General features: G+C 69.5%; 29 protein-coding genes. 18 read left to right on the top strand and 11 right to left on the bottom strand.

Going from position 1 to position 26,197, the window contains the following annotated elements; all coding sequences use genetic code 11:
* Positions 1 to 207 precede the first annotated feature (207 nt).
* Positions 208 to 528, bottom strand: coding sequence for a WhiB family transcriptional regulator (locus CVV72_RS25235; protein ID WP_073847344.1), 321 nt, complete (start codon positions 526 to 528; stop codon positions 208 to 210).
* A gap of 230 nt (positions 529 to 758) precedes the next feature.
* Between CVV72_RS25235 and CVV72_RS25230 the strand changes: the two genes are divergently transcribed.
* The 5 genes from CVV72_RS25230 to CVV72_RS25210 all read left to right on the top strand — a co-directional run bounded on the left by CVV72_RS25230 (position 759) and on the right by CVV72_RS25210 (position 5,156).
* A complete protein-coding gene (locus CVV72_RS25230) occupies positions 759 to 1,673 on the top strand; it encodes a MerR family transcriptional regulator (RefSeq protein ID WP_219154111.1) in 915 nt (304 codons plus the stop codon).
* A gap of 9 nt (positions 1,674 to 1,682) precedes the next feature.
* Positions 1,683 to 2,522, top strand: coding sequence for a hypothetical protein (locus CVV72_RS25225; protein ID WP_219146083.1), 840 nt, complete (start codon positions 1,683 to 1,685; stop codon positions 2,520 to 2,522).
* Positions 2,523 to 2,662: 140 nt separating this feature from the next.
* Positions 2,663 to 3,259, top strand: coding sequence for a response regulator transcription factor (locus CVV72_RS25220; protein WP_003073605.1), 597 nt, complete (start codon positions 2,663 to 2,665; stop codon positions 3,257 to 3,259).
* A 379-nt stretch (positions 3,260 to 3,638) separates the two neighbouring features.
* Positions 3,639 to 4,211 carry a sigma-70 family RNA polymerase sigma factor gene (locus tag CVV72_RS25215; protein WP_026467317.1) on the top strand — a complete coding sequence of 191 codons (573 nt, stop codon included), beginning with the start codon at positions 3,639 to 3,641 and terminating at the stop codon, positions 4,209 to 4,211.
* Complete coding sequence (locus tag CVV72_RS25210) at positions 4,212 to 5,156, top strand: anti-sigma-D factor RsdA (protein WP_219146082.1); 945 nt, start codon at positions 4,212 to 4,214, stop codon at positions 5,154 to 5,156.
* A gap of 73 nt (positions 5,157 to 5,229) precedes the next feature.
* Here CVV72_RS25210 and CVV72_RS25205 read toward each other — a convergent pair whose 3' ends face one another.
* Positions 5,230 to 5,616, bottom strand: a complete 387-nt coding sequence (locus tag CVV72_RS25205) for a DUF5319 domain-containing protein (protein ID WP_005166667.1) — start codon at positions 5,614 to 5,616, stop codon at positions 5,230 to 5,232.
* 135 nt (positions 5,617 to 5,751) lie between these two features.
* On the opposite strand from CVV72_RS25205, the gene guaB reads away from it, so the two are divergent.
* From guaB to CVV72_RS25190, 3 genes are all read left to right on the top strand, one after another.
* The gene (gene guaB, locus CVV72_RS25200; protein ID WP_034304394.1) at positions 5,752 to 7,263 is read left to right on the top strand and encodes an IMP dehydrogenase; all 1,512 of its coding nucleotides are present in this window, start codon (positions 5,752 to 5,754) and stop codon (positions 7,261 to 7,263) included.
* A gap of 80 nt (positions 7,264 to 7,343) precedes the next feature.
* Positions 7,344 to 7,814, top strand: coding sequence for a DUF3574 domain-containing protein (locus tag CVV72_RS25195; RefSeq protein ID WP_219146081.1), 471 nt, complete (start codon positions 7,344 to 7,346; stop codon positions 7,812 to 7,814).
* Positions 7,815 to 7,964: 150 nt separating this feature from the next.
* The gene (locus tag CVV72_RS25190; protein WP_219146080.1) at positions 7,965 to 9,098 is read left to right on the top strand and encodes a GuaB3 family IMP dehydrogenase-related protein; all 1,134 of its coding nucleotides are present in this window, start codon (positions 7,965 to 7,967) and stop codon (positions 9,096 to 9,098) included.
* 111 nt (positions 9,099 to 9,209) lie between these two features.
* On the opposite strand, the gene CVV72_RS25185 is transcribed toward CVV72_RS25190, so the two are convergent.
* Entirely contained in the window at positions 9,210 to 9,605 is a 396-nt protein-coding gene (locus tag CVV72_RS25185; protein WP_255632254.1) for a hypothetical protein, read from the bottom strand.
* Positions 9,606 to 9,707: 102 nt separating this feature from the next.
* Between CVV72_RS25185 and CVV72_RS25180 the strand changes: the two genes are divergently transcribed.
* Together CVV72_RS25180 and CVV72_RS25175 are read left to right on the top strand one after the other, a co-directional pair.
* Positions 9,708 to 11,414, top strand: coding sequence for a GMC family oxidoreductase (locus CVV72_RS25180; RefSeq protein ID WP_219146079.1), 1,707 nt, complete (start codon positions 9,708 to 9,710; stop codon positions 11,412 to 11,414).
* 9 nt (positions 11,415 to 11,423) lie between these two features.
* A complete protein-coding gene (locus CVV72_RS25175) occupies positions 11,424 to 12,146 on the top strand; it encodes a maleylpyruvate isomerase N-terminal domain-containing protein (protein ID WP_219146078.1) in 723 nt (240 codons plus the stop codon).
* A 131-nt stretch (positions 12,147 to 12,277) separates the two neighbouring features.
* Here CVV72_RS25175 and CVV72_RS25170 read toward each other — a convergent pair whose 3' ends face one another.
* The gene (locus tag CVV72_RS25170; protein WP_219146077.1) at positions 12,278 to 13,225 is read right to left on the bottom strand and encodes an ABC transporter substrate-binding protein; all 948 of its coding nucleotides are present in this window, start codon (positions 13,223 to 13,225) and stop codon (positions 12,278 to 12,280) included.
* Between CVV72_RS25170 and CVV72_RS42010 the strand changes: the two genes are divergently transcribed.
* Genes CVV72_RS42010 through CVV72_RS25150 form a run of 4 tightly spaced genes read left to right on the top strand, consistent with a single transcriptional unit; the run spans position 13,198 to position 16,331 of the window.
* A complete protein-coding gene (locus CVV72_RS42010) occupies positions 13,198 to 13,818 on the top strand; it encodes an iron chelate uptake ABC transporter family permease subunit (RefSeq protein ID WP_370641819.1) in 621 nt (206 codons plus the stop codon). The two genes, CVV72_RS25170 and CVV72_RS42010, sit on opposite strands and share 28 nt — an antisense overlap.
* The gene (locus CVV72_RS42005; protein WP_370641818.1) at positions 13,761 to 14,237 is read left to right on the top strand and encodes a FecCD family ABC transporter permease; all 477 of its coding nucleotides are present in this window, start codon (positions 13,761 to 13,763) and stop codon (positions 14,235 to 14,237) included. Before CVV72_RS42010 ends, CVV72_RS42005 begins: the two co-directional genes overlap by 58 nt.
* Positions 14,234 to 14,869, top strand: a complete 636-nt coding sequence (locus tag CVV72_RS25160; RefSeq protein WP_370641817.1) for an iron chelate uptake ABC transporter family permease subunit — start codon at positions 14,234 to 14,236, stop codon at positions 14,867 to 14,869. The genes CVV72_RS42005 and CVV72_RS25160 overlap by 4 nt, the downstream gene beginning before the upstream one ends.
* 37 nt (positions 14,870 to 14,906) lie before the next feature.
* A complete protein-coding gene (locus CVV72_RS25150) occupies positions 14,907 to 16,331 on the top strand; it encodes an FAD-binding oxidoreductase (RefSeq protein WP_255632253.1) in 1,425 nt (474 codons plus the stop codon).
* Here CVV72_RS25150 and CVV72_RS25145 read toward each other — a convergent pair.
* The 4 genes from CVV72_RS25145 to CVV72_RS25130 form a co-directional block, all read right to left on the bottom strand.
* A complete protein-coding gene (locus tag CVV72_RS25145) occupies positions 16,328 to 17,773 on the bottom strand; it encodes an aldehyde dehydrogenase family protein (protein WP_219146076.1) in 1,446 nt (481 codons plus the stop codon). The genes CVV72_RS25150 and CVV72_RS25145 overlap by 4 nt on opposite strands.
* A 44-nt stretch (positions 17,774 to 17,817) precedes the next feature.
* Positions 17,818 to 18,606 carry a hypothetical protein gene (locus tag CVV72_RS25140; RefSeq protein WP_219146075.1) on the bottom strand — a complete coding sequence of 263 codons (789 nt, stop codon included), beginning with the start codon at positions 18,604 to 18,606 and terminating at the stop codon, positions 17,818 to 17,820.
* Between the two features lie 31 nt (positions 18,607 to 18,637).
* On the bottom strand, positions 18,638 to 19,225 hold the full coding sequence (locus tag CVV72_RS25135) for a hypothetical protein (RefSeq protein WP_219146074.1): 588 nt from the start codon (positions 19,223 to 19,225) through the stop codon (positions 18,638 to 18,640).
* Between the two features lie 155 nt (positions 19,226 to 19,380).
* Positions 19,381 to 19,911: a DinB family protein gene (locus tag CVV72_RS25130; RefSeq protein ID WP_219146073.1), complete on the bottom strand. Its 531-nt coding sequence runs from the start codon at positions 19,909 to 19,911 to the stop codon at positions 19,381 to 19,383.
* 126 nt (positions 19,912 to 20,037) lie between these two features.
* On the opposite strand from CVV72_RS25130, the gene guaA reads away from it, so the two are divergent.
* The gene (gene guaA, locus CVV72_RS25125; protein WP_016331177.1) at positions 20,038 to 21,594 is read left to right on the top strand and encodes a glutamine-hydrolyzing GMP synthase; all 1,557 of its coding nucleotides are present in this window, start codon (positions 20,038 to 20,040) and stop codon (positions 21,592 to 21,594) included.
* Positions 21,595 to 21,819: 225 nt separating this feature from the next.
* Here guaA and CVV72_RS25120 read toward each other — a convergent pair whose 3' ends face one another.
* Together CVV72_RS25120 and CVV72_RS25115 are read right to left on the bottom strand one after the other, a co-directional pair.
* Positions 21,820 to 22,053: a hypothetical protein gene (locus tag CVV72_RS25120; RefSeq protein ID WP_034304426.1), complete on the bottom strand. Its 234-nt coding sequence runs from the start codon at positions 22,051 to 22,053 to the stop codon at positions 21,820 to 21,822.
* On the bottom strand, positions 22,046 to 23,311 hold the full coding sequence (locus tag CVV72_RS25115; protein WP_219146072.1) for a PspC domain-containing protein: 1,266 nt from the start codon (positions 23,309 to 23,311) through the stop codon (positions 22,046 to 22,048). The genes CVV72_RS25120 and CVV72_RS25115 overlap by 8 nt, the downstream gene beginning before the upstream one ends.
* A gap of 117 nt (positions 23,312 to 23,428) precedes the next feature.
* Here CVV72_RS25115 and CVV72_RS25110 point away from each other — a divergent pair, with 117 nt between their 5' ends.
* From CVV72_RS25110 to CVV72_RS25100, 3 genes are read left to right on the top strand one after another with little or no spacing between them, the layout of a single operon-like run.
* Positions 23,429 to 24,778, top strand: coding sequence for a PspC domain-containing protein (locus tag CVV72_RS25110; RefSeq protein ID WP_370641816.1), 1,350 nt, complete (start codon positions 23,429 to 23,431; stop codon positions 24,776 to 24,778).
* Positions 24,779 to 24,785: 7 nt separating this feature from the next.
* Complete coding sequence (locus CVV72_RS25105; RefSeq protein WP_085939730.1) at positions 24,786 to 25,493, top strand: response regulator transcription factor; 708 nt, start codon at positions 24,786 to 24,788, stop codon at positions 25,491 to 25,493.
* On the top strand, positions 25,494 to 25,877 hold the full coding sequence (locus CVV72_RS25100) for a DUF4345 domain-containing protein (RefSeq protein WP_219146070.1): 384 nt from the start codon (positions 25,494 to 25,496) through the stop codon (positions 25,875 to 25,877).
* Between the two features lie 66 nt (positions 25,878 to 25,943).
* Here the strand turns inward: CVV72_RS25100 and CVV72_RS25095 are convergent, their stop codons facing one another.
* On the bottom strand, positions 25,944 to 26,171 hold the full coding sequence (locus CVV72_RS25095; RefSeq protein WP_255632252.1) for a hypothetical protein: 228 nt from the start codon (positions 26,169 to 26,171) through the stop codon (positions 25,944 to 25,946).
* Between the last annotated feature and the right edge of the window lie 26 nt (positions 26,172 to 26,197).

Raw genomic sequence — 26,197 nt, 5'->3', positions numbered from 1 at the left:
ACGGACCTGCGTTTCGCGGGCTAACCGCGATCCGGATGTAGGGGAGGGGCGACCTGCGTTTAGCGGGCTAAACGCGATCCGGGTCGCGCGCGTGCCCACGGCCGCACCGACCTGCGTTCAGCCCCCTAATCGCGATCCGGGGCCGGAGACGCGGAAGGGCGGCACCCCACCCGGATGCCGCCCTTCCGCGTCGCCGACTCGGCCGGATCAGCCGTTCGACATGCTCAATTGGCGCTTGTCCGCCTTGATGATGTGCTCGCGTTCCGATTCCGACAGCCCGCCCCAGATCCCGTACGGCTCGTGCACGGCGAGCGCGTGGTTCCGGCACATGGCCAGTACCGGGCAGGCCAGGCACACGGCTTTGGCCCTCGCCTCGCGACGGGCTCTGGCCGGCCCGCGCTCGCCGTCAGGGTGAAAGAAGGACGCGCTGTCCATGCCTCGGCACGACCCTTCGAGCTGCCAGTCCCATACATCCGCGTTGGGCCCCGGGAGCCTGCGTGTGTCCGCCATCCTGACCGCCTCCGTCATCCGGTCGAAGCGTTTACCTGCTCTGCTGCGCTGCGGATACTCCATTCGGTGCAACGGCGGTAACGTTAGAAGCGCGCCAATACTTGTTCAAGAGATTCAAGACGATTCAGCCGTTAGGCATCCCCCGGATGTGTGAGCGGTACTTTCCGTTCCGGTTGCCCCGGTCCCTGCCTGCCTGGATATTGGGTCGAGTGGGATCTCGGATCAGCAGTGAAGAACCCACCCTGCCGGTGGCCTCGGTCGCTCGCCGGCTCGGGGTCGCGCCGTCCACCCTTCGCACCTGGGACCGCAGATACGGCGTAGGACCGAGTCGCCACACCAACGGCCGTCACCGTCGCTACGGCAGCTCCGACATCGGTCGCCTCGAACTGATGCAGCGCGCGTTGCTTCGCGGCGCGTCGACGGCTGAAGCGGCGAAGTACGCGCTGGAGCAGATGCCCCGGACGGCGACGGAGCCGCCGGAAGCCGTCGTGGTCCAAGTGGAGGAGCGGGCCGCCGCGCCACCCGCCGAGGATCACGACGTCCCGTCCCGCCTCGCCAGACGTTTGAGCACCGCCGCGCTCGCGATGGACTTCGGCGCGGTCCAGCGGATGCTCGCCGACACGATCCGCGAACTCGGTGTCCTGCCCGCCTGGACCGGTGTCGTGTCTCCGGTCCTGACCGCGCTCGGCGCGCGCTGGCGCGGTGTCAGCGCCGGCGCCGAGGTCGAGTACCTGCTCGCCGAATGCGTGTACGCCGCCCTCGTCCGCGCGACGCCGGTGCTGCGCGAGCCGCGTAACCAGCGCCCGGTCCTGCTGACCTGCGTTCCGGACGAGCGCGACAACATGCCGATGTACGCGCTCGCCGCGGCGCTGGCGGGCCGCCGGATCGGCGCCCAGCTGTTCGGGGCGTCCCTGCCTGCCGAAGTGCTCGCGGTGACCGTGCGCCGCAGTGTCCCGGCGGCGGTGGTGCTGTGGTCGGGACGGCGCGCGACCGCGGACCCGCGCCTGTTCGCCAGGATCTCCCGCGGCCGTCAGCGCAGCAGGCTGTTCGCGTGCGGTCCCGGCTGGGATCCCGCCACCCTCCCGGACAAGATCGAACTGCTCGGCGAACTGACGACCGCCGCCGACCGGATAGAGCACGTTCTTGTCGGTGCGAGGCGATAGAAAGGACGCATGGAATCGTCCTTGCGGTCCGCCGCGTTCGGCGACGGCGTGCCACCGCCGAGCCCCTTCGCGGTGCCCGCGTCGCCTCGCGAACGGCTGCTCGCGGCGATCGGGCTCGGCGCCCGCGGCCGGTACGCGGCCGCGGCCACGCTGCTGAACGGTTTGCGCGCGGGCAAGGAGCCGGTGGTCGCGTCGCTGGCCGCGAGCACGCTGGCTTCGCATCGGCGGCAGCTGGGCGGGCACGCGGCGGCTCTCGCCCTCGATGGCGAGGCGCTTGCCCAGGTGATCAAGGAACCGCCAGGTGAACCCGATCCCGACGGTCTGGACGCCGAGGGGGCGCGGGCGGACGCGCTCCTCGGGCTCGCGGCGGACAACCTCGGGCGCGGCAGGCTCGCCGCCGCCCGGAGGCTGCTCGCCCGTGCGGCCGTGCACACCGGCAACTGGCGGACCCGGACGAGGGCCGGTTGGGTGGGCGCGGAAATCGAACTGGCGAGTAACATTTCCGCCGAGGGGATCGCGCCTGCCGAAATGGCGCTGGAAACGGCGCGGGCGCGGGGCGCCGCCCGGCACGTCGTCAAATCACAGCTTGTACTCGGCGTGACGATCGTGAATGCCAGTTCCGCTGAGCGGGACCGCGCGAAAGCGCTGGTCGAGAGCGCGCGGGAAGCCGCGGAGAGGTGCGAATTCAATTCACTTCTGTGGGTGGCGTGCCTGGTCGAGGCCGACTTTCGGGCAGGACACGCCGATGAGTATCGATTCAGAGGTGCCGAACTGTTGCACGCAGTGTTACGGCACGCAGATCCTTGCGGGAGGCGGCTCGCACGGGAATCTCCGTGGGTCCCCCGCTGAGGGCGTCTAGCCTGTTGGAGGGCCCATTCCGGCAACCGGGCTAAGAACTTTCAAAAAAAGCCACCGGATCGTGTCAAGGTTCGGGCTAAAGCGTCCGATAGGGGAAGTGGAATGTCACCCGGCTGCAGGAAGGAAACCCCGTGACGACGGTCTTGATCTGCGACGACCGACGCAGTGTCCGCGAAGGGCTCACTCGAGTGATGTCCGCGGTCCCAGGGGTCAGTCGCATCGACTGCGTAGCGCACGGTGACGAGCTGCTGGCCCGGTACTCCCGTCAGCCGGTCGACGTCGTGCTGGTCGGTACCCAGCGCGCCGTCCCGACCGGCGTCGAAGCCACCCGGCGGCTCGTCTCGGCGAACCCCCAAGCGAACGTGATCGTGTTCGGCGCCCCGGACGACGCGGGCAGCATCGCCGCCGCCATCGCCGGCGGAGCCCGCGGCTACCTGCGCTGGGACGCCTCGCGTCCCGAGCTGGTCGCCGCGCTGGCGCACACGCTCGCCAGCACTTCGGTGCCGGCGCCGCGTCAGCCCTCGGACCCTGGCGTCCAGCTCACCGAGCGAGAACTTCAGGTGCTTCGCGGGATGAGCCAGGGCAAGAGCAACGGGCAGATCGGCCGCGAGCTGTATCTGTCCGAAGACACTGTGAAGACCCACGCCCGCCGCTTGTTCCGCAAGCTCGGCGTGCGAGACCGCGCTCAGGCGGTCGCCCACGGGTTCCGCCGTGGACTTGTTTCCTGACAACGCTTTCTTGATTTCAACGGCGAGATCGCACAACGGGTGACGAACGGGCCGGGGGTGTACCCCTGGCCCGTACCTGTGTTCCCTGTCACGCTTCGCGCATTTATGCTCACCGCTCGGGCACCCTGGCCCGAGCGAGTCCGCCTCCGGGCGGACCGCCGTACCCCTCTGTGTTCCGGCTCGTTGAAGGTTCGACCACGAGCGAAAGGGACAGGAAGATCCGGGTTCAGCGTGCTCGCCGCAGGGCGGCGCGCCGATGGCGGCCGTCAACGAAGGCGGCGAGCCCGAGCGGTACGGTAGCTGTCACCGGTAGTGGATTCCGAAGTCACACGCCGGACTCTTTGCACGCCTATACGTAACACTGGGACTGTTGTCTGCGATGGCCAATGTGGGGGACGGACTGGATGAGCCGGTCGCCGCTGCTGTTGAGGGTGATCCTCAAGCGGTCGAGCGGTTGCTGGCGGCCATCCGTCCTTTGGTAGTGCGGTACTGCCGCGCTCGGGTTGGCAGGCAGGAGCGTTCGTTCGCTTCCGCAGACGACGTTGCTCAGGAGGTGTGTCTCGCGGTGCTCACGGCATTGCCTTCGTACCGTGATCAGGGCCGCCCGTTCCTGGCCTTCGTCTACGGGATCGCCCAGCACAAGGTGGCCGACGCGCATCGCGCCGCGGCCCGCAACCGCGCCGAACCGGTCGCCGAAGTCCCCGACGAGGTCGAGGGCGGCGTCGGTCCCGAGCAGCGTGCCCTCCAAGGCGAGCTGAACGAGCGTATGTCGCAACTGCTGCGGGTCCTTCCCGACAAACAACGTGAGATCGTGGTCCTGCGGGTGGTCGTGGGATTGTCCGCCGAAGAGACCGCCGAGGCCGTGGGGTCCACGCCCGGCGCCGTCCGGGTGGCCCAGCATCGCGCCCTCGCGCGCCTACGTAAGGTTCTGGCCGCTGAGGAGGTGATCTGAGTGACCGATCGCGACCATCGGTTCTCCCCTGGGACCGATCGTGAACTGACGGCCTTCGAAAGAGGGCTGACGCCCTCGGAGGCCGAGTTCGCCGCGGATCTGTCGGCCGTCCAGGCCGATGACGCGCTGCTCGACGCCCTCGGCGGCTCGGACCCGAAGATGGCCGACGACCTCGGCGATCAGGAGCTCAACGCGCTGCTGCTGGCCTGGCGGCGTGACATCGACAGCGAACCGCTCGCGGAACTCGTCGACGTCGACACCGCCGTCGTCACCGTGAAGACCGCCGCGCTCGCCCGCAAACACGGGGGAAGACGCCGGCTGCTGGTCCCGGTGGCCGCCGCCGCGGCCGTCCTGGCCATCGCCTTCGCCGGTACCGGTCTCGCCGCGAAGGACGCGCAGCCTGGTGACACGCTCTGGGGCCTGACCAAGGTGCTTTACGCCGACCACGCCCGGTCGGTCGAGGCCGCCGCAGCGGCCAAGCTCGACCTCGAAAAGGCCAACCTCGCGCTCGCCGGTGGACGCCTCGACGACGCCCGCAAGGCGCTCGACGAGGCCCAGGCCGCGCTGAGCCAGGTGACCGACGAGGAAAACCGCGATCAGCTGCTCGAACAGCACCGCCAGTTGAGTGCTCAGCTGCAGAACCCTGGCCAGCAGCCGTTGCCGCCGGATCAGCAGCAGCCGACGCAGACGCCGGTCGCGACCACTCCGCAGCCCACCCCGCAGCCGACCGCACCGCCGACGTCGCTGCCCGGAGGCGGCAACCCCGGCACGAGTCTGCCGGGCACCACGACTCCCTCGCCGACTCCGCCGACCACGACCAGCGAGCCGCCGCCGCCCACGACGTCCACGACGCCGCCGGCGTCGGGCAACGACCCCGGTGGCTCGCGGAACGAGCCGACACCGGGCGCCGGCGCGCAGGTGCCCGCCGCGGGCGAGACGACGTAGCACCCCGAAGACGCCGAAGGGCCTGGTGAGATCTCTCTCACCAGGCCCTTCGCCTTTAGCGGGCTGAACGCGATCAGTAGGCGCTTTCGTTGGCCGTGACACCGTCCGCGAACCCGCGGCAGTAGTCCCAGCTCACGTAGTCACCGGGGTTCGGGTCGAAGGCGGGCTCATGCGGTCGCATGCGGCCGTCGGCGAGCAGCTGCTCGAGACTGGCGCGCAGCAGATGCCAGTCGTGGTAGTGGGGTTCGTCGCATTCACCGCAGTCGACCACGATCCCGCGCACTCCGCGCGGCTCGAGGAGCGCCTGGTAGACGGCGAGATCGGAGAGGTCGGCCAGCAACTCGGTGCGTTCTTCGTCGCTGATCGGCTCGTCGAGCCGGTCGGCGTCGTCGATGAACGCGCGGGCCGGGTCGTCCGGGTCATCCGCGAACGGGTCTGGGGGCAACGCATCTTGCGGCACGCCTGCACGCTACCGGGCGCCCACCCGGGCCGGGCGGCCGCCCGGCCCGGATATCATGAGGGGCAGGCCCTCGCCGTGATGCCAACAGCTACGGCGGCTCCCCTTCAACACCGCCAGGAAGGCCCTTCGCCTGCTATGACCAGCGACAGCGTCACCGCCCCCGTCCCGAGCAAGTTCGCCATGCTCGGGCTGACCTTCGACGACGTGCTGCTGCTGCCGGCCGAGTCCGACGTGGTGCCCAGTGCGGTCAGCACCCGCACCCGGCTCACCCGCAACGTCACCCTGAACATCCCGCTGGTCTCCGCCGCCATGGACACGGTCACCGAAGGCCGGATGGCGATCGCGATGGCGCGCCAGGGCGGAATGGGCGTGCTGCAGCGCAACCTGCCGATCGACGACCAGGCCGCCGCCGTCGAGGTCGTGAAGCGCTCCGAGGCCGGAATGGTGACCGACCCGGTCACGTGCTCGCCCGAGGACACCCTCGCCGAGGTCGACGCGCTGTGCGCGCGGTTCCGGATCTCCGGGGTGCCGGTGACCGACGCGGCCGGAAGCCTGGTGGGCATCATCACCAACCGCGACATGCGGTTCGAGGTCGACCACACCCGCCCGGTGCACGAGGTGATGACGAAGCCGCCGCTGGTCACCGCGCAGGTGGGGGTCACCGCGGAGGCCGCGCTCGGGCTCTTGCGCCGCCACAAGATCGAGAAGCTGCCGATCGTCGACGGCGCCGGCAAGCTGCGCGGGCTGATCACGGTCAAGGACTTCGTCAAGACCGAGCAGTACCCGAACGCCTCCAAGGACACCAACGGCCGCCTGATCGTCGGTGCCGCCGTCGGTGTCGGCCCGGACGGGCACAAGCGGGCGATGGCGCTGGCCGACGCCGGGGTCGACGTGCTGATGGTCGACACCGCGCACGGGCACTCCCGCGCCGTCGTCGAGACCGTCGCGCTGCTGAAGAAGGAACTGGGCGACACCGTCGACATCGTCGGCGGCAACGTCGCGACCCGGGCCGGCGCGCAGGCGCTGGTGGACGCGGGCGCGGACGGGATCAAGGTCGGTGTCGGCCCCGGTTCCATCTGCACCACCCGCATCGTCGCCGGGGTCGGCGTGCCGCAGATCTCGGCGATCTACGAGGCCGACCAGGCGGCGCGTCCGGCCGGGATCCCGGTGATCGGCGACGGAGGCATCCAGTACTCGGGTGACATCGCGAAGGCGATCGCGTCCGGCGCGTCCACCGTGATGCTCGGCAGCCTGCTCGCGGGCACCGCCGAATCGCCCGGCGACCTGATCCTGGTCAACGGCAAGCAGTTCAAGACCTACCGCGGGATGGGCTCGCTGGGCGCCATGCAGTCGCGCGGCCAGGCGAAGTCCTACTCGAAGGACCGTTACGCCCAGGACGACGTGCTGAGCGAGGACAAGCTGGTCCCCGAGGGCATCGAGGGACGGATCCCGTTCCGCGGGCCGCTCGCGAACGTCGTCCACCAGCTGGTGGGCGGGCTGCGGTCGGGCATGGGCTACGCGGGCGCGTCGACGATCCCCGAGCTGCAGGAGGCGCAGCTGGTGCGGATCACCGCGGCCGGGCTCAAGGAGAGCCACCCGCACGACATCACGATGACCGTCGAGGCACCGAACTACACCACCCGCTAGTCCGCCCGTTAGGACACTTACCCATCGGGTTCCGTTCCCGGGAGACTTGGCTCGCCGATCAAGTTTCCTGGGAGGAACCGATGTCTTTCACGTCGCGCCGGACCGCTCTGGCCGTCTTCGCCGCCGCGGCCCTCGGGGTCGGTGGCGGGGTGGCCGCTTCCGCCGTCCCCGCCGCTTCCGCCGCACCGTCCACGCCCGAGGCCGCCGCTTTCCAGGCGTCGCCGGTCGAGGTGTGGAAGCGCACCGAGCTGTACTTCGGGACCACGAAGCCGGGCGGTGGGGAGCTGACCGACGCCGAGTTCGCCGCGTTCACCGACAAGGTCGTCACGCCGAGGTTCCCGGACGGGTTCACCGAGCTGACCGGACGCGGCCAGTGGCGCGGTTCGGACGGCGTGATCTCGCGGGAGAGGTCGAAGGTGATCGTCGTCGTGTACCCGTTCAGCGACCGCGACGCGAACCGGGAGATCGAAGAGATCCGCACCGACTACAAGAAGACCTTCGCGCAGGAATCCGTCCTCCGGACCGACTCCGTGGAGAAGGTCTCCTTCTGACCCGAGCGACTTTAGCGGGCTAAACGTGAAACGGGTGGGGCGCACGGGGCTGATGTGACTTCCGGCCCGGTTCGGGTGCCCCGTGCGCAGGTCACCCACGCGGCCTAGCGACAATGGGGTGTAACGGTCGTCGGTGAGAAGGGACTTGACGTGCGGGATCTGGTCGAGATCGGCATGGGCCGCACCGCGCGGCGGGCGTATGACCTCGATGACGTGGAGATCGTGCCGTCGCGGCGCACCCGGTCGTCTTCGGTCGTGTCCACCGCCTGGCAGATCGACGCGTACCGGTTCGAGCTGCCGCTGGTCACCCACCCCACCGACGCGATCGTGTCGCCGGGAACCGCGGTGGCCGTCGGCGAACTCGGCGGGCTGGGCGTCCTCAACGCCGAAGGGCTGTGGGCGCGGCACCCTAACGTCGAGGACGCGATCTTCCGCCTCGTCCGGGCGGCCGAGGACACCGAGGACCCGACCGCGATCGTGCGTGAGCTGCAGGAACTGCACTCCGCCCCGATCCGGCTGGACCTGCTGACCGAGGCGATCAAGACCGTCCGCGAGTCCGGCGTCACCGTGGCCGCGCGAGTCAGCCCGCAGCACGCCGCCGAGCTGACGCCGGACCTGCTCGCGGCGGGCGTCGAGATCCTCGTCGTGCAGGGCACGATCATTTCCGCCGAGCACGTTCAGCGGGACGCCGAGCCGCTGGACCTGAAGGACTTCATCGGACGGCTCGACGTCCCGGTGATCGCGGGCGGCGTCAGCGACTACCGCACCGCGATGCACCTGATGCGCACCGGCGCGGCCGGCGTCATCGTCGGCCACGGCGCCAGCCGCGGCGTGACGAGCACCGACAGCGTGCTCGGGATCGGGACGCCGATGGCGACCGCGATCGTCGACGCCGCGGCCGCGCGGCGTGACTACCTCGACGAGACCGGCGGCCGGTACGTCCACGTGCTCGCCGACGGCGGGATGAGCACGTCCGGCGACATCGCCAAGGCGGTCGCCTGCGGTGCCGACGCGGTCATGCTGGGCGCGCCGCTGGCCGCCGCCTCCGAGGCGCCGGGGCAGGGCCTGTACTGGACGTCGGCGGCCGCGCACCCGTCGCTGCCGCGCTCGCGCGTGGCACTGGGGCCGGACTACGCCGTCGACCTGAAGACGCTGCTGTTCGGGCCGTCCTCGGACGCTGAGGGCGTCGTGAACCTCTTCGGCGCGCTTCGCCGCGCGATGGCGAAGACGGGCTACTCGGACCTGAAGGAGTTCCAGCGGGTCGGCCTGACCGTCCGCCGCTGACGCTCGCTCCAGGCCCGGATCGCGTTTAGCCCCCTAAACGCGATCCGGGCCGTTTTGGTGCACAGGTGTCCCAGCAGCCCCATGCGTCCCTCCTGTATCACGTTTAGCCCGCTAAAGGCGCTCCGGCCGCCGGGGGCGGTAGTGGGCAGAGCCCAGGGCCCGGGCGATCTTCCGCTGCAGGTCCCGCAGGATCGGGAGGGTTTCGTCGTCCGCGAAGCCGGTGGTGATCGACCAGTCCGCCCCGGAGCCGAAGACGTCGCTGGCGAACACGATCTCGGTGGCCACGAGGGTCCTGCGCCAGTCCGAGGCGCGTAGCGGCTCTTCGTCGGCCAGCGCCGCGCGCAACCTTCGCGCCTGCTCGAAGAGGTCGGGTACATCCTTGAAGCCCATCGCGACGGCGAGGTCGTCGGTGCACGCGGCCGGTCCACCCCAGTCCGCCAGGCCGCAGCGCAGCACCGTGCGCTCGTCACGCGTCAGGTCGATCGCCACCGGGGCATCCGTATCCACCGGTCGATGATGCCCCAGCCGCGTTGCTGCATCCGGCTGGAAGGTAACCGACGAGTAACTTACCTCTGGTCAGAAGGGGTGGCCGGGGTTACAGTCGAGGGTGTGACTGCGAGTAACACCACCACTGAAGACGACTTCGACTACGACGTGATCGTCGTCGGCTCCGGGTTCGGCGGCAGTGTCGCCGCCCTTCGCCTGACCGAGAAGGGCTACCGCGTCGCCGTCATCGAGGCGGGCCGCCGCTTCGCCGACGACGAGTTCGCGAAGACGTCCTGGGACCTTCGCCGCTACGTCTGGGCGCCTCAGGTCGGCTGCTTCGGCATCCAGCGCATCCACATGCTCAAGGACGTCATGGTGCTCGCCGGGGCGGGCGTCGGTGGTGGCTCGCTGGTCTACGCGAACACGCTGTACCGGCCGTTGAGGCCGTTCTACGTGGATCCGCAGTGGTCACACATCACCGACTGGGAGTCCGAGCTCGGCCCGCACTACGACCAGGCCAGCCGGATGCTGGGCGTCGTCACCAATCCGAGCGTGACGCCGTCGGACGTGGTCATGAAGGGCGTCGCCGAAGACATGGGCGTCGCGGCCTCGTATCACCCGACGCCGGTCGGCGTGTACTTCGGCAAGCCGGGGGAGCGCGCCGAGGACCCGTACTTCGGCGGCGCCGGCCCGGCGCGCACCGGCTGCACCGAATGCGGCTCCTGTATGACCGGCTGCCGCGTCGGGGCCAAGAACACGCTGGTCAAGAACTACCTGTACCTCGCGGAGAAGGACGGCGCGAAGGTCATCCCGCTCACCACCGTGAGCGCGATTAGCCCGCTAAACGCAGGTGGGTACGAGGTGAGCATCAAGAAGACCGGGACCACCTCGCGCAAGTTCCGGCACAAGCTCACCGCCGCGCAGGTGGTGCTCGCTGCCGGCACGTGGGGCACGCAGAACCTGCTCCACAGCATGCGCGACACGGCCAAGCTGCCGAAGCTCTCGCCGCGCCTCGGCGAACTGACCCGCACGAACTCCGAGGCCATCATCGGCGCCGCCCGGACGTCGGTCGACGAGGAGCGCAACTTCAGCCGCGGCGTCGCGATCACGTCGTCGATCCACCCCGACGAGAACACGCATATCGAGCCCGTCCGCTACGGCAAGGGCAGCAACGCGATGAGCCTGCTCCAGACCATCGCCACCGAAGGCGATTCGGCGGTCCCGCGCTGGCGCCAGGCCGTGAACTTCATGCTCAAGCACCCGGTCCAGACGGTGAAGCTGCTCAACGGCTACCGCTGGAGCGAACGCACGGTGATCCTGCTGGTGATGCAGAGCCTCGACAACTCCATCACCACGTACACCAAACGCGGGCTCTTCGGCCGCCGCAAGTACACGTCCAAGCAGGGCCACGGCGAGCCGAACCCGAGCTTCATCCCCGCCGGGCACGAGGCCAACCTCCGCACCGCCGAGCGCATCGGCGGCATGGCGGGCGGCACCTGGGGCGAGATCTTCGACATCCCGCTCACGGCGCATTTCATCGGCGGTGCCCCGATCGGCACGGCACCCGACAACGGCGTGATCGACCCGTACCACCGGGTGTTCAACTATCCGGGCTTGTCCATTGTGGATGGTTCGGCGATCACGGCCAACCTCGGCGTGAACCCCTCGCTGACCATCACCGCGCAGGCCGAGCGGGCCTTCTCGCTCTGGCCCAACAAGGGCGAACAGGACAACAGGCCGGCGCAGGGCTCGCCGTACGCGCGGCTCGAACCGATCGCGCCGAAGAACCCGTCCGTTCCGGCGGACGCGCCCGCGGCGCTGCGGCGGTAGCTTGGGCAGGTGACAGCCTCCGAACGCGCACATGCCCTGCTGAACCGCGTCCGCGCCCTCCACGACGAATGGGAGCGCGTCGTGCGCGGCATCGACGAGGAGGCCGTGCGCGGCCCCAGCGCGCTGCCCGGCTGGACGCGTGCGCATCTGCTGTCCCACCTCGCGCGTAACGCCGACGGCCTGGTCAACCTGCTCACCTGGGCCAAATCCGGCGTCGAGACGCCGATGTACGTCGGTGAGGCGGCCAGGGACCACGACATCGAGAAGGGCGCGTATCGGTCCGTCGAGGAGATCGCCGAGGACGTCGTCGGCTCCGCCGCGCGCTTGGTCCAGGTCGCGGAGAGCCTGCCGGACGACGCGTGGCAGGCCCGCGTGCGCGCCCGGCAGGGCCGCGAGATCCCGGCGGAGTTCGTGCTCTGGCTCCGGCTCTCCGAAACCTCGATCCATCTCGCCGATCTCGATCTCGGCTACGACTTCGCCCGCGTCGCCGAGCTGCTCGGTGACGAGTTCGACACCGTCGTCGGCAACGCGATCGGGATGTACGGCGGTGAACTGCCCGCCGTGCTCCTGGTCGCCGCCGAAGACAACGGGTATCGCCACGAGTGGCGGATGAGTGAAGGTCGACTGACGACGCTGACCGGGACCCGCGGCGAGGTATTGGCCTGGGTCACCGGCCGCAGTGACGGATCCTCTTTGGACGGTGACGTGCCGGCGCTCCCACGCTGGCTGTAATTCGGTGAGTTCGCCATCCACGCACGCCGGCCCTCGTGCGAAAAGGGGAACTCGCGTGATTGGGCGCGTAACTCGCGTGATCAGAGGGCGAACACGCTTCAGGATCACGGCACCGTCCAAAGAGGACAGGGTCAGCTCCGGAACGAGTCCACGCCGAACTGCTTGGTGATGTCGTCGAGCATGGCGTGCGCCCCCTGCAGGCTCACCGACGTGAACCAGGTGGTGTCGTTGACGTCGATCTTCTTTCCCTTGAGAGTTCCCCAAAGCGGGTTCGACTGGAACTTCGTCACCGGGTTTTCGGCCTGCTTGGTCTCATCGGTGTAGCTGGCGATGAAGATCGCTTCGGCGTCGAGCTTCCCGATCTCTTCCTGGCTCAGGTCGTTGGAGATCTTCGTCTTGTTGTCCGGCTGGCCGGCGGGGCGCTGGATCCCGGCGTCGGCCATCACGCTCCCGGGGAACGACGCGGTGCTGTAGAGCCGCACCGTCGGCTCCCCTTCGATGAAGCGGACCACGGAGGCGGTCACCGGCTTGCCGAGCTTCGCCTTGACCGCGTCACCGACCTTGCGGGCCCGCTCCTCGTAGGACTTGATCTTCTGTTCTGCCAACGCTTCCTTGCCCAGCGCCTTGCCGAGCATCCGGACGTTGTCCTTCCAGGTGGCACCGGTGGTCTGGCTGAACACGGTGGGTGCGACCTTGCTGAACTCCGCGTAGAACTTCTCGTGGCGCACCTTCGCGGAAACGATCAGATCCGGCTTGATGTCGTACAGCTGCTCGATGTCCGGGCTTTCGAGCGCGCCGATCTCCTTGGCGCCCTCGGCGTACTTGCGATCGTCGCCCAGGTAGTCCGGCAGCTTGTCGTAGTTGCGATATTTGGTGTACGCCAACAGTTTCGTCTCGAGCGCCAGCGTGGCATCGACGTAGCTCGAGTCGAGCGCCGCGACGGTGGCGGGCTGCTTCTCGATCTGGGCGGACCCCATCACGTGTTCGACGGTGCGCGGGAATCCACTTTGGCCGGTGCCGGGGGAAGCGGATTCCTGTTCACCGCCACCGCATGCGGAGAGTGCCAGGCAGGCTGTCACGGCGAGGACGAGGCTTTCCTAACCGGAGCATAGGATGGCGGATGTCCACAGTGGAAGTTCGTGTTGGAAAGGCGACAGTAGGCGCTCTGCTCGTCACCCTTCTGGCTGTGATCTGCGCCGCGAGCATCGCCCTGGGTGCGCGTTCGATTTCTTTGGGTGTCGTGTGGGACGCGATCTTCCATTCCACGGGCGTGCCGGATCACCTGATCGTCCGTTCGTTGCGGGTGCCGCGCACGCTGCTCGGCATCCTGGCGGGGCTCGCGCTCGGCGCGGCCGGGGCGCTCATGCAGGGCCACACCCGCAATCCGCTCGCGGACCCCGGCCTGCTCGCCGTCGTCGTGCTCGGCATCGACGACCTGTACGTGTTCATCTGGTTCGGCTTCGCCGGTGCCCTCGTCGCGAGTGCCGTGGTGTTCCTGCTCGGCGCGGTCGGCGGCCGCGGCGCCACGCCGGTGACGCTCGCGCTGGCCGGAGCCGCGGTGAGCGCCCTGCTCAACGGCGTCATCTCGGCGATCGCGTCGGCGACGATCGCGGGATGGAGACCTACCGGTTCTGGCACGTCGGTTCGATCGCGGGCCGGGACCCCGCGATGATCGGCCAGATCGCCTCGTTCGTGGCCGCGGGCCTGCTCCTCGCGGTGGTCAACACCCCGGGGATGAACACGCTCGCGCTCGGTGACGACGTCGCCGTCGCGCTCGGACGGCGGGTCGGCCGGACGCGGCTGCTCGGGGTCGCCGCGATCACGCTGCTGACCGGCGCGGCCGTCGCCGCCTGCGGTCCGATCGCGTTCCTCGGCCTGCTGGTCCCGCATTTCGCGCGGGCGATCAGCGGCGCCGACTACCGGTGGCTGGTGCCGTTCTCCGCCGTGCTCAACGCGATCCTGCTGCCGGCGGCGGATCTGCTCGGCCGCGTCGTCGCCTCGGACAACCTGGAGGTCGGCATCATGCCGGCCGTGCTCGGCGTGCCGGTGTTCGTCCACCTGGTCCGCAAGAAGGGCTTGACACGGATATGACGGCTCCCAGGGTGATCTCGCTCGGCCCGGCGGCCTGGACCGTCCGGCCGAGGACACTCGCCGTGGTGCTCTTCGCGACGGTCGCGCTGGTGCTGGTCGCCGCGCTGAACATCGGGATCGGTACCTCCCACATCGGCCTCGGCGACGTCCTGAAGACGCTGTTCGGCGGCGGCACCGCGCGGGAACGCGGGATCATCTTCGACCTGCGGATGCCGCGCACCTTGACCGCGATCGGCGTCGGCGCGGCCCTCGGGCTGTCCGGCGCGCTGTTCCAGACCATCGCCAGGAATCCGCTGGCCAGCCCGGACATCCTCGGCATCACCTGGGGCGCGGGCGTCGGCGCGGTCGGCGTGATCGTCGCGGGCGGCGCCGGTGGCCAGGTCAGCGGCCTGGCGAGCACGCTGGGCGTCCCGCTCGCGGGCCTGGCTGGCGGCGTGATCGCGGGAATCCTGCTGTGCGCGCTTTCGTGGCGGCGCGGGATCGACGGCTACCGCCTCAATGCGCGATGGCCGGATCGTCGCGCAGGGCCCGCCCGCCGAGGTGCTTACCGAGGTCTGACGGCGAAGGTCATGGCGGATCCGGTGTCCGGTACGCCCTTGGTCGTGCCGGTGAGCGCACACCTTCGGGGGTAGCGCCGCAACCTGCTCGTCCGCTGGGCGTCTAACGGGCATGGAGAGAAGGGCGTTCCTCAAGCTCGCCGGCGCGGCCGTGGCCGGGGCGGCCGCGACGGCGTGCTCAGCCGTGCCTCCGGCCCAGGCACCCAGCTCCGCGCCGGGAACGTCGTTGCCCCCGAGTACCGGCGTCGCTCCGCCGGACTGGGCGGCGCTGCGGAACAAGGTTTCCCTGCTCCTGCCGGGAGATTCCGGCTACGACAACGTCAAACGCGTGTTCAACCCGGCCTTCGACGGCCTCGAACCCGCTGCCATAGCGAAATGCGCCAAGGCCGAAGACGTGCAGAACGCTGTTTCCGCCGCCGCGCGGCGGGTTCCCATCGCGGCGCGCAGTGGTGGGCACAGCTACGCCGGCTACTCGGTTCCCGACGGTGGCTTGATGATCGACCTCGGCGGAATGTCCTCAGTGGACGTTCAGGGGGACCGTGTCGTGATCGGTGCGGGCGCGAAGCTGAAGGACGTCTACGCGACGCTGGGCGCCGCGGGCCGGTGCCTGCCCGCGGGCTCCTGTCCCAGCGTCGGGATCGCCGGGCTGACACTCGGCGGCGGAATCGGCGTCCTCGCCAGGAAGTACGGCCTCACCTGTGATCATCTGGTGTCCGCGCAGGTCGTCACGGCGGACGGGGAAATCCGGACGGCGTCGGCGGATTCCGAACCCGAATTGTTCTGGGCGTTGCGTGGCGGGGGAGGCGGGAACTTCGGTGTGGTCACCTCGTTCACCTTCCGCACCGATCCGGCGCCTTCGGCCGTTTCGGTGTTCTCCTTGCATTTTCCGGCAGGGAGCGCGGAGGATATCGTCGCCGAATGGCAGCGCTGGCTGCCCGAAGCGCCGCCTGAGTTGTGGGCGAATGTCGTGCTGTCGGGAGGTTCTCCGGTCGGTGTGCGGATTTCCGGTTGTCATGTCGGGGATTCCGCCTCACTGACCCCGCTGCTCGACAAGATCGGCGGGACGCGGACGGTGAAGCAGCTCGACTACCTTGGCGCGATGAAGTACTTCTCCGGCAGCGAGAACCGTCAGTCCTTTGTGGCCTCGTCGCGGATTCTCGGCAAACCGGCGGATCCCGCGAAACTGACGTCGATCCTCAAGGGCAGGCGCGGAATGGACCTGCTGGTCGACGGTCTCGGTGGTGCCGTCGCCGACATCGCCCCGGACGCCACCGCGTTCTGGCACCGGAAAGCGCTCGGAAGCGTGCAGATCTACAGCCAGGCGGACGCGCGTAACCGTTCCGCGGCAAAGGATTCCGTCGCGGAGGTGGTGTCCGGTCTCGGGCTGGGCGGGGGCTACGTCAACTACATCGACCCCGCCCTTCCCGACTGGATGACGGCCTACTACGGCGGCAACGTCACCCGCCTCAAGCAGGTGGCGAAGACCTACGACCCGGACAAGGTGTTCGGATTCGCGCAGGCCGTCACCCCGGACTAGAGGTCGATGCCGGTGAAGACGGTGACCCGTTCCTCGGTGAGGTCGTGCATCGCGGCGAGGACGCCCTCCCTGCCGACACCCGATCCCTTGACGCCGCCGTAAGGCATCTGGTCCGCGCGGTAGCTCGGGACGTCACCGATGATCACGCCGCCGACTTCGAGTTCCGTCGACGCGTAGAAGGCGAGATGCACGTCACGGGTGAACACACCGGCCTGCAAGCCGTAGGCGGATTCGTTGACCGAAGCGAAAGCCTCGTCGACACCGTCCACAAGAGACACAGCGAGCACCGGTCCGAAGATCTCCTCCGCCCAGGCCTTTGTGGACGGTGGTACGTCGGTGAGCACGGTCGGCTCCACCGTCGCCCCGTCCCGCTTGCCGCCGGTGAGGATCTTCGCGCCCGCGGCGACGGCCTCGTCGATCCAGGCGACGATCCGCTCCGCGGCGGCCTCGTCGACGACCGGGCCCACGTCGGTGTTCTTGTCGTAAGGATCGCCGGTTCGCTGTGCCCGCACGGCTTCCACCAAGGCAGGCACGAATTCCTCGGCGACTTCGCGTTCGACGATCACGCGCTGCACGGCGATGCAGGACTGCCCCGCCTGGTAGTTGCCGAAGGTCGCGATGCGTTCCGCGGCACCTTCGGGATCCGGCCAGTCGCGGAGCACGACGGCGGCCGCGTTGCCGCCGAGTTCGAGCACGACGTGCTTGCGCGGCGCGGCATCCGCGATCGACCAGCCGACCGGACCCGAACCGGTGAACGACACGACCGGCAGCCGAGGATCGGCGACCAGTGCCGACGTCTCCTCGTTGCCGAGCGGCAGCACCGAGAACGCGCCTTCCGGCAGATCCGTCTCGGCCAGGATCTCGCCGAGGATCAGCGCGGACAACGGCGTGCGCGGAGCGGGTTTGACGATGATCGGCGCGCCGACCGCGAGCGACGGCGCCACCTTGTGCGCCACCAGGTTCAGCGGGAAGTTGAACGGCGCGATGCCCAGCACCGGGCCGCGCGGGACGCGACGGGTGAGCGCCAGCCTGCCTTCGCCGGCCGGGTCGGTGTCCAGGCGCTGCAGGTCGCCACTGAACCGGCGGGCCTCTTCGGCCGCGATCCGGAACACCGACACCGCGCGGCGGACCTCCGCTTCGGCCCACTTGAGCGGCTTGCCGTTCTCGGCGGTGATGACCTCGGCGATCTCTTCGGCCCGGCCGGCGATGACCCGCGAAACGTGGTCGAGCGCCGCGGCGCGGCTGTGCGCCGAGGAGCGCCGGAACTCCTTCGCGACGCTCGCCGCCGCGCTCACGGCTCGTTCGACCTGCTCCGGTCCGGGCACCGCGACGGTGGCGACTTCGCTGCCGTCGTAGGGGTGATGCACGGTGATCGTCGAAGCGCCCTGCTCGGGGCGTCCGGCGATCCAGGCGGGGCGCGGCTCCGGGGTGATCATGTCCATGGGGACAAGGTATTCCAGTCAGGGTTCGACGAGCACCTTGAGCGCTACGCCCGGCTCGCGGTGAACAGTAGCGGGCCGTCGACGTCGTGCCGGGCGCTCAGGTCGGCGAGGAGGCCGGCGAGCCAGCCGACCGCGTCCGGCGTCCACTCGGCGAGCGTCCCGTGGAAGGTGACCGCGTGCTGGGGCGGGCCGTTCCAGAAGTCATCGTCGAACGGGGGCCTGAGGCCGGACTGGCCGTCGGCGTACGACTCGCACGCGAACACATCCTGATCGATCGTGGCCAGCCGGTCCGCGACCGCCAGGACGGTCGGGGACCGCCCGCCGTCGAGCGTCACCCGGACAGGTGTCCTCGACGTGGGTGCGCTGTCGTCGAACCATGCTTTGGTGAGCAGCGAGGGCGACCGGGCGAGCTCCGGGCGCGGCGCCGTGTCGAGGCATTGGACGGGCAGCAGAACCTGAACCGCGTCCAACCTCAGGTCTCCCATGCGCGCGACCGCGTCACTTGCGCACCTCAGGAACGGCTGAACCGGCAGCGGCCGATCACCCGGCACCGGCTCGGCCTCCACCTGGAACCACGCGACGAGCGAAGTTTCGGCCGGCGGGTGTTCCCGACCCGCGTCGTTCATCCCCCACAAACCCGCCGGGCCGTCTTCGCGCAGCCAGCCCATCGCGACCGAACGCTCGTAGAAGACCAGGTACGCGTCTCGATCCGTGCCCGGCGCGCGCCACGGGTGTGGCGTGAACTCGCCGTGGAGAGCCGCGAAGAGGGTGCCCGCGAACCCGCGGGCACCCGGTGCCAGGCCAGGGAGGGCTTCGTCGCCGTTGTCCGTCACTTCTCCCCTGCCTGATCGCGATCGCGTCAGCTCACTGATCGGGTCCGGTGACCCGGCACGCCACGTCCGCCTGACGATTGCGCACCTCGCCGCTGTCGATTTCCCAGTTTACGTCGACGTCCACGTGATTGCGCCACGACGTCATGTCCGCGGTGTCGCAATCCCGTCGCGCGGGCACTCGCCGGGCACTGCCGCCACCCGGTTTGAGATTGCCGTTCTCACCACACGCCTTTCGGCGCCAGGTGTTGTCCGTGTAGTACTCGTACAGGCAGGTCCGCACCGTCGCGGTTTCCCCGGTGCAATTCCCTTTGTTCCACCACCCGTGACCCGATACCGCGAAACCGGTGCCGGAACGGTGCGGGTTGTCGACCCCCGTGTCGGGTGTGCAGCCGATCAGCGCACTGCCGTTCTCGTCGGTGTAGACGCCGCCGGTCGCACCGGATGGAGCGAGCCCTGGAACCGCCTCCGCGTAGGACACGGCCGGTGCCGCCGCCACTTCCGATACCGGTATCGCCGTCAGCAAGAGTGCGGCCGCGGCGCCGACGAAGAAACGTGTACGGTTTCTCATGATTTCCCTGCCCCCTTTTCGAGAAATATGAAAGGGGACGCCACTGTTCACCGACGCGGCACCGTTTCACCCCAGTGAAATGCCGCGTGAAAGACCTCCCCTAGAGCAGCCAGGCTAGCTATTTCGGGCGCTTCGCGGGGGCCCTCCGGCGAGCTTCATCCGAAGAGAGCAAGGGGCGCTTTCTCACGGCAATCGCGTTTAGCGGGCTAAACGCGACGCGCGTAGAGGTCACGCAGCAAGAGGATTTCGGCGCCGTGGTGGATGGCCTCCCGGTTGATGTGGAGGACGAGGGTCGCGAGCGGGTACTCCGCGTACGGGCCTTCGGCCTCGCCGCAGGGGCGCTGGAGGTCTTCGGCGGTGAGGCCGCGGACGCCGTCACGCCAGCGCGCGTAGGCGTCGTCGAGCTGCTTCAGCGCCTCTTCGGCGGAGCCCGCGTACGGGAAGGTCTGGTAGTCGGCGGGCGGGCCGTCGAAATGCGACGCGTTCCGCATGGCGAAGACGCCGACGATGATGTGGGCGAGGCGCCACGCGATCGTCGTCACCGGCGGCGGAGACGGCTCCGGATACGCCCAGTCGATCGTGACAGCGCCGTTCTCACCCGGGCGGATCGTCCAGCAGTCCCCGACGGGTTCCCAGAGGTATTCGTCGTCGGTGAGCGTGTCCAGCCGGGGCCGGAGATGCCCTGTCCAGTGCCAGTCGAGCTGTTCGGAGAGTTCCTTGCTCCAATCGATGTCCATGTCCCCGACGCTAGGACGCCTCGCGGTCATCCGCTGTCCTGAATCGTGAGGGGGTTGGCGGCGAGGTGACCCGGCCCACCTGGGACGATGGTGGGGAAGCGTACTGCTCTGATCTGGAGGTTTCAGGTGCCCAGTCCCACCGGTCCGGTACTCGTCGTGGACTTCGGGGCGCAGTACGCGCAACTGATCGCGCGGCGCGTGCGTGAGGCGCAGGTCTACTCCGAGGTCGTCCCGCACACCGCCACCGCCGAGGACATCCTCGCCAAGGACCCCGCCGCGATCATTCTTTCCGGTGGTCCTTCCAGCGTGTACGCGGAGAACGCCCCCGCTCTCGCCCCTGGGCTGGTCGACGCGGGCGTGCCGATCCTCGGCATCTGCTACGGCCACCAGGTGCTCGCGCAGGCCCTCGGCGGCACGGTCGAACCGACCGGGATCCGCGAGTTCGGCCGCACCGAAGTCCGCGTCGCCGGTGAGGGCGGTGTCCTGCACGCCGGTCTTCCGAGCAACCAGCCCGCCTGGATGAGCCACAACGACAGCGTCACCAAGGCTCCCGAGGGCGCCACCGTGACCGCTTCGAGTGACGGCGCCGCCGTCGCCGGGTTCGAAGACGTCGAGCGCCGCTTCGCCGGCGTCCAGTACCACCCCGAGGTGCACCACTCGCCGCACGGCCAGGAAGTGCTGCGTCGCTTCCTGCACGACATCGCGGGCATCAAGCCGCAGTGGACGACGTCGTCCATCGTCGACGATCAGGTCAAGCGCATCGCCGAGCAGGTCGGCGACGGCCGGGCGATCTGCGGGCTCTCCGGCGGCGTCGACTCCGCCGTGGCCGCCGCGCTGGTCCAGCGGGCCATCGGTGACCGGCTGACGTGCGTCTTCGTCGACCACGGCCTGCTGCGTTCCGGTGAGCGCACCCAGGTCGAGCGTGATTTCGTCGCCGCGACCGGGGTGAACCTGGTGACCGTCGACGCGCGCGACCGGTTCCTCGACGCGCTGGCCGGGGTCACCGACCCCGAGGAGAAGCGCAAGATCATCGGGCGCGAGTTCATCCGCGTGTTCGAGCAGGCCGAGCGCGACCTCAAGGCCGAGGGCGACTACAAGTTCCTCGTCCAGGGCACGCTGTACCCGGACGTCGTCGAGTCCGGCGGCGGCGAGGGCGCGGCCAACATCAAGAGCCACCACAACGTCGGGGGGCTGCCCGACGACCTGCAGTTCGAGCTCGTCGAGCCGCTGCGCCTGCTGTTCAAGGACGAGGTGCGGCGCGTCGGGCTGGAGCTCGGGCTGCCGGAGACGATCGTGCAGCGGCAGCCGTTCCCCGGCCCGGGGCTCGGCATCCGGATCATCGGCGCCGTCGACGCCGAGCGGCTCGAGACGCTGCGCGCGGCGGACGCCATCGCGCGCGAAGAACTCACCGCGGCCGGGCTGGACGGGGAGATCTGGCAGTGCCCGGTGGTGCTGCTGGCCGACGTCCGCAGCGTCGGCGTGCAGGGCGACGGGCGGACCTACGGGCACCCGATCGTGCTGCGGCCGGTGTCGTCCGAGGACGCGATGACCGCGGACTGGACGCGGCTGCCGTACGAGGTGCTGGAGCGGATCTCGACCCGCATCACCAACGAGGTCGCCGAGGTGAACCGAGTGGTCCTGGACGTCACGTCCAAGCCGCCGGGCACCATCGAGTGGGAGTGACGGCCGACGCCCCGGACCTGCGTTTAGCCCCCTAATCGCGATCTGTCGCCTTTGGGCACCCGAGGCGACCGGATCGCGATTAGGGGGCTAAACGCAGGTCGGCGGCCGCGGGCACCTGCCGCCGACCGGATCGCGTTTAGGGGGCTAAACGCAGGTCGCGCCCAAGGCGAAGGCCCCGGCGAGGGGCCGGGGCCTTCGGAGTGGAGTGGATCGCGGGCGGCGCCGCTAGCGGCGGCTCTTGCGCAGCGAAGCGGCGAGCAGCAGGACGCCGACGAAGATCGCCCCGCCCGCCATGACCCACCGGAAGTCGAACTGCGGGAGCCACGAGGCGCCGTCCGAGAGGACGTAAGCCGACACCAGGAGCGTCGCGATCCCGACGAACAGGGTGATGGCGTCCACCCCGCGCTTCGCGGGCTGCGAAGACTGGGTCTGCGTGCTGTCGTAGTCGTACTCAGCCACGGCGCACCTCCACGTTTCCGACACCGTTCTCGACCTTCACAGTGATCTTCTGTCCATTGGTGCCCTGCGCGGTGAAGTCGACGGCGTCCTCGCCGACCCCCGAGCGGGACTGGCCGAGGCAGTCGACCTCGCCCGCTCCCGTCTCGCAGAAGACCTTCACTTCGGCACCCGCCGGCACGAGCACCGTCGAGTTGCCCGCCCCGTTGGAGACCTTCGTGCTCACCGACGCGCCCGCTGGCAGCTTGGTCAGATCCAGGTCGATGTTTCCCGCGGAGCGGTGGTATTCCGGGAGCACCTCTGACGCCTGGACGGGCGTCGCCGTCAGGTCGCCGACGCCGCCCTTCACGGAGAAGTTCTCGAACGGGACCGTGGTCAGCGCCATCCCGACGACCGCCAGCGGCACCGCCAGCCCGATCAGCCCGCGGCCGCCGCGGACGAACGAACCGGCCACCAGCCCGATGCCGACCACGCCCAGGGTGAGCCCGACGACGTGCTGCGGGGTGAACCACGCCTGGCCGTCCAGGCCAAGGACGGTGCCGACCCCGGCGACCAGCACGGCGATGCCGAAGGTGGCGGCGCCGATCTTCGACTTGCGGCCGCGGGGCGCAGGCGGTGCGGAAGGAGGCGGGGGAGTCCGCGGCGGCAGCCCACCGGACGGCGAAGCGTTCGGCAGGTCCCAAGCCGACGGGTCGGCCGCGAGCGGGTCCCAGCCGCCCTCGGTCGCCGTCGAGGTGGAGGCCGCCGACGCCATCGAGAACGCGGCCGTCGGATAAGCCGGAGCGGGCATCGTCGGCCGGTTGAACTGACCGCGGTTGCGGTGCAGCAGGTACAGCGCGACGGCCATCAGCGCGAAACCGATCAGACCCGTGCCGTCGGTCATCCAGCCGCCGCTCAAGGTCCAGGTGAGGCCGGGGAAAAGCAGGATCAGCAGCATGACCGCGAACGCAGGCGAGCTCGACGCGCGCCCACGGCCGATCAGGCTCTCGAACGCGGAAACGGGGTCGCCCTCCTGCGGCAGGAACAGCCAGCCCAGCAGGTAGACGAAGACGCCGAAGCCACCGAACACGGTCGCCGCGACCAGCGCGACCCGGACCACGGTCGGGTCGATGCCGTACCGGTAGCCGATACCGGCGGCCACCCCGGCGAACTTGCGGCCCGCCACCGGGCGGACCGGCCTGCTCCGCCAGAAATCCTTGACGGTCTCCTCGAAGCCGGCCGCGGGGCCGCGCTTCGGAACCTGTGTCTCACTCCCACTCATGCCACAAAGAATGCGCCCCGGCGGGCCCCCGCCACATCCGGGAACGTCCCTGAGGTTTCCCCCAGCGGGAAGAGTCAGGGGTTTCCCCGATGGATCGGTACCCCACTCCGTGTGACCATGGAGAACGTGCAGGAATCCGCCCCCAACGACCTCGCCGGACCGGTGAAGCCGACGATCATCGAGCGCCCGCCGGTGCCCGTCGCCGGCAGCCTGTCCCCGGCACCGTTCGAGCCGCCCAAGATGTACCGCCGCCGCTCCGGCCGCGCCATCGCGGGTGTCGCCGGCGGCCTCGCCGACCACCTCGGCGTCAAGGTGCTCTGGGTCCGGACCGCGTTCGCGTTGCTGGCCGCGCTGAACGGCGCCGGTCTGCTCGCGTACGGCCTGCTCTGGGTTTTCGTGCAGCAGCAATCCGGTGAGGTCGAGCCGGACAAAGCCGCGCCGAAGGAGAAGCAGCAGGCTTTCGGCCTGATGGCGCTGGGTGTCGGCCTCGCCGTCGCCAGTGGCACGCTGACCGGCTTCATCAGTGGCTGGGTCGCGATTCCGCTGGCGCTGGCCATGATCGGCGCGGCCGTCGTCTGGCGTGAGGCCGACGAGTCGCAACGCCGCCGCTGGCGTCTCGGCGCCAAGGGCGGCGTCGCCACGGCGTTCCTCGGCGGTGGTGGCTGGTCGGCCGCGATCCGCGTGGTCGCCGGGGTCGCGCTGGTGATGACCGGCATCGGGGTCGTCGTCCTGAAGAGCGGCAGCATCGACCAGGTCAAGTTCGCGCTGGTCGCCGTGATCGCGACGCTGTTCGGGGTGGCCGTGCTGACCGTCCCGTTCTGGCTGCGCCTGGTCCGCGACCTGTCCGACGAACGCATGGCCCGCATCCGCACCGACGAACGGGCCGAAATCGCCGCTCACCTGCACGACTCGGTCCTCCAGACCCTCGCGCTGATCCAGAAACAGGCGGAATCGCCGCGCGAGGTCGCTCGGCTCGCCCGCGGTCAGGAACGCGAGTTGCGCGGCTGGCTGTACGGGCCGTCGGGATATGGCAAGAACAAGAAGACCGAGGAAGAGGCCATCAGCGGTCAGCTGTCCGAAGTACTCGCGGCCGCGTGCGGCGAGGTCGAGGACGCGTTCGCGATCTCGGTGCAGCAGGTCGTCGTGGGGGAGGCCACGCTGAACGAACCGCTGACCGCGCTGGTCCAGGCGGCACGCGAAGCGATCGTCAACGCGGCCAAGCACGCGGGTGTCGACGAGGTCAGCGTGTACGCCGAGGTCGAGCCGACGGCGGTGACGGTCTTCGTACGCGACCGGGGCAAGGGATTCGATCCCGACGTCGTGCCGAGCGATCGGCACGGACTCGCCGACTCCATCCGGGGGCGGATGGAGCGGCACGGCGGGAAGCTCAAGCTGCGTACCGCACCGGGTGAAGGAACCGAGGTTCAGCTGGAGATGCCGGTCAAGGCGGGGAAGGGCGCGGCGTGAGGTCGCTATGCTCACGGGACAGGGCGAGCGAGGGAGCATCGTGACGGAGAACCAGCAGACGCGGGAGCCGGTCAAGGTCTTCCTCGTCGACGACCACGCGCTCTTCCGCGCGGGTGTGCGCACCGAACTGGACTCGATCACCGACGACGTCCGCGTGGTCGGTGAGGCGGGCTCGGTCGCCGAAGCGGTCGCGGGCATCGCCCGGACCAAACCGCAGGTCGTGCTGCTCGACGTGCACATGCCGGACGGCGGCGGCGCCGAGGTGCTGCGCCGGGTCCGGCCGGAACTGCCGGACGTCGTGTTCCTCGCGCTGTCGGTCTCCGACGCCGCGGAGGACGTGATCGCCGTGATCCGCGCGGGGGCGCGGGGGTACGTCACGAAGACGATCTCGTCGAAGGAACTCGTGCGCGCCGTCGTGCGGGTCTCGGACGGTGACGCGGTGTTCTCGCCGCGGCTGGCCGGGTTCGTGCTCGACGCGTTCGCCGACCGGCCGGGTTCCGCGCCGATCAGCGACCCGGACCTCGACCTGCTGACCCCGCGTGAGCGTGACGTGCTGCGGCTGCTCGCGCGCGGGTACGCGTACAAGGAGATCGCGTCCGAGCTGTTCATCTCGGTGAAGACCGTCGAGACGCATGTGTCGAGCGTGCTGCGAAAGACGCAGCTTTCGAACCGATACGAGCTTTCGCGCTGGGCTTCCGACCGGCGTCTCGTCTAGGTGGCGCCTGTTCTCATCGGCCTGGTGGCCGTGTTCTTCCTGGGCATGGGGCTGCTCGGGCTCGTCGCGCCGGAACGGCTGATCCGGCCGTTCGGAATTTCGCTGGAGTCGGCGACGGCGCGGACTGAAGTGCGCGCGGTGTACGGCGGCTTCGGCGTGGCCGTCGCGGTGCTGCTCGGGTTCGCGGCTTTCGACGTCGGCGGGATCCAGCGGGGCGCCGCGATCGCGGTGGCCGTCGCGCTCGCCGGGATGGCCTTCGGGCGGCTGGTCGCCCGGTTCGCGGAGCGGCCGGAGCGGTTCTATCCGAGCTGGCTCTACTTCTGGGTCGAGATCGTTCTCGCCGCCATGCTCACCATCGCGACCCTGGCACCGGATCGCGTTTAGCGGGCTAAACGCGATCCGGCGAGCCCCCAGGCCCCACCGCATCGCGTTCAGCCCGCTAAACGCAGGTCAGCGGAATTCGTGGGTGACCTCGATCTTCCCCACGATGTGCGTGTTGAACTCGGCGAGGTCTTCGGCCGGGACCCAGAGCTCCAGGATCGTTTTCCCGCCCGCCTGCTGGACGGGGTACCGCTCGACGAACGCGGTCTCGACCTCGAACCGCGTCACGAAGCCCGCGCCGTCGTAGCGCACGTTCCAGTCACGGGCGATCTTGATCGCGTAGTCCTCGTTCAGCACGGGGTAGAAGATCGGCTGCTCCGGCA

The sequence above is a fragment of the Amycolatopsis sp. TNS106 genome (genome assembly GCF_019330265.1).
GTDB classification, from domain to species: Bacteria; Actinomycetota; Actinomycetes; order Mycobacteriales; family Pseudonocardiaceae; genus Amycolatopsis; species Amycolatopsis lurida.
Note: the sequence above shows the minus strand (reverse complement) of the source record. Positions and strands in the feature narration are given on the sequence as shown.

What these genes read in the sequence shown, in the direction of transcription:
- CVV72_RS25235 (WP_073847344.1), bottom strand. Translation starts at nt 528, where the DNA reads ATGACGGAGGCGGTCAGGATGGCGGACACACGCAGGCTCCCGGGGCCC.
- CVV72_RS25225 (WP_219146083.1), top strand. Translation starts at nt 1,683, where the DNA reads ATGGAATCGTCCTTGCGGTCCGCCGCGTTCGGCGACGGCGTGCCACCG.
- CVV72_RS25215 (WP_026467317.1), top strand. Translation starts at nt 3,639, where the DNA reads ATGGCCAATGTGGGGGACGGACTGGATGAGCCGGTCGCCGCTGCTGTT.
- guaB (WP_034304394.1), top strand. Translation starts at nt 5,752, where the DNA reads ATGACCAGCGACAGCGTCACCGCCCCCGTCCCGAGCAAGTTCGCCATG.
- CVV72_RS25195 (WP_219146081.1), top strand. Translation starts at nt 7,344, where the DNA reads ATGTCTTTCACGTCGCGCCGGACCGCTCTGGCCGTCTTCGCCGCCGCG.
- CVV72_RS42010 (WP_370641819.1), top strand. Translation starts at nt 13,198, where the DNA reads ATGCGGAGAGTGCCAGGCAGGCTGTCACGGCGAGGACGAGGCTTTCCT.
- CVV72_RS42005 (WP_370641818.1), top strand. Translation starts at nt 13,761, where the DNA reads ATGGAGACCTACCGGTTCTGGCACGTCGGTTCGATCGCGGGCCGGGAC.
- CVV72_RS25160 (WP_370641817.1), top strand. Translation starts at nt 14,234, where the DNA reads ATGACGGCTCCCAGGGTGATCTCGCTCGGCCCGGCGGCCTGGACCGTC.
- CVV72_RS25150 (WP_255632253.1), top strand. Translation starts at nt 14,907, where the DNA reads ATGGAGAGAAGGGCGTTCCTCAAGCTCGCCGGCGCGGCCGTGGCCGGG.
- CVV72_RS25145 (WP_219146076.1), bottom strand. Translation starts at nt 17,773, where the DNA reads ATGGACATGATCACCCCGGAGCCGCGCCCCGCCTGGATCGCCGGACGC.
- CVV72_RS25130 (WP_219146073.1), bottom strand. Translation starts at nt 19,911, where the DNA reads ATGGACATCGATTGGAGCAAGGAACTCTCCGAACAGCTCGACTGGCAC.
- CVV72_RS25115 (WP_219146072.1), bottom strand. Translation starts at nt 23,311, where the DNA reads ATGAGTGGGAGTGAGACACAGGTTCCGAAGCGCGGCCCCGCGGCCGGC.
- CVV72_RS25110 (WP_370641816.1), top strand. Translation starts at nt 23,429, where the DNA reads ATGGAGAACGTGCAGGAATCCGCCCCCAACGACCTCGCCGGACCGGTG.
- CVV72_RS25105 (WP_085939730.1), top strand. Translation starts at nt 24,786, where the DNA reads ATGCTCACGGGACAGGGCGAGCGAGGGAGCATCGTGACGGAGAACCAG.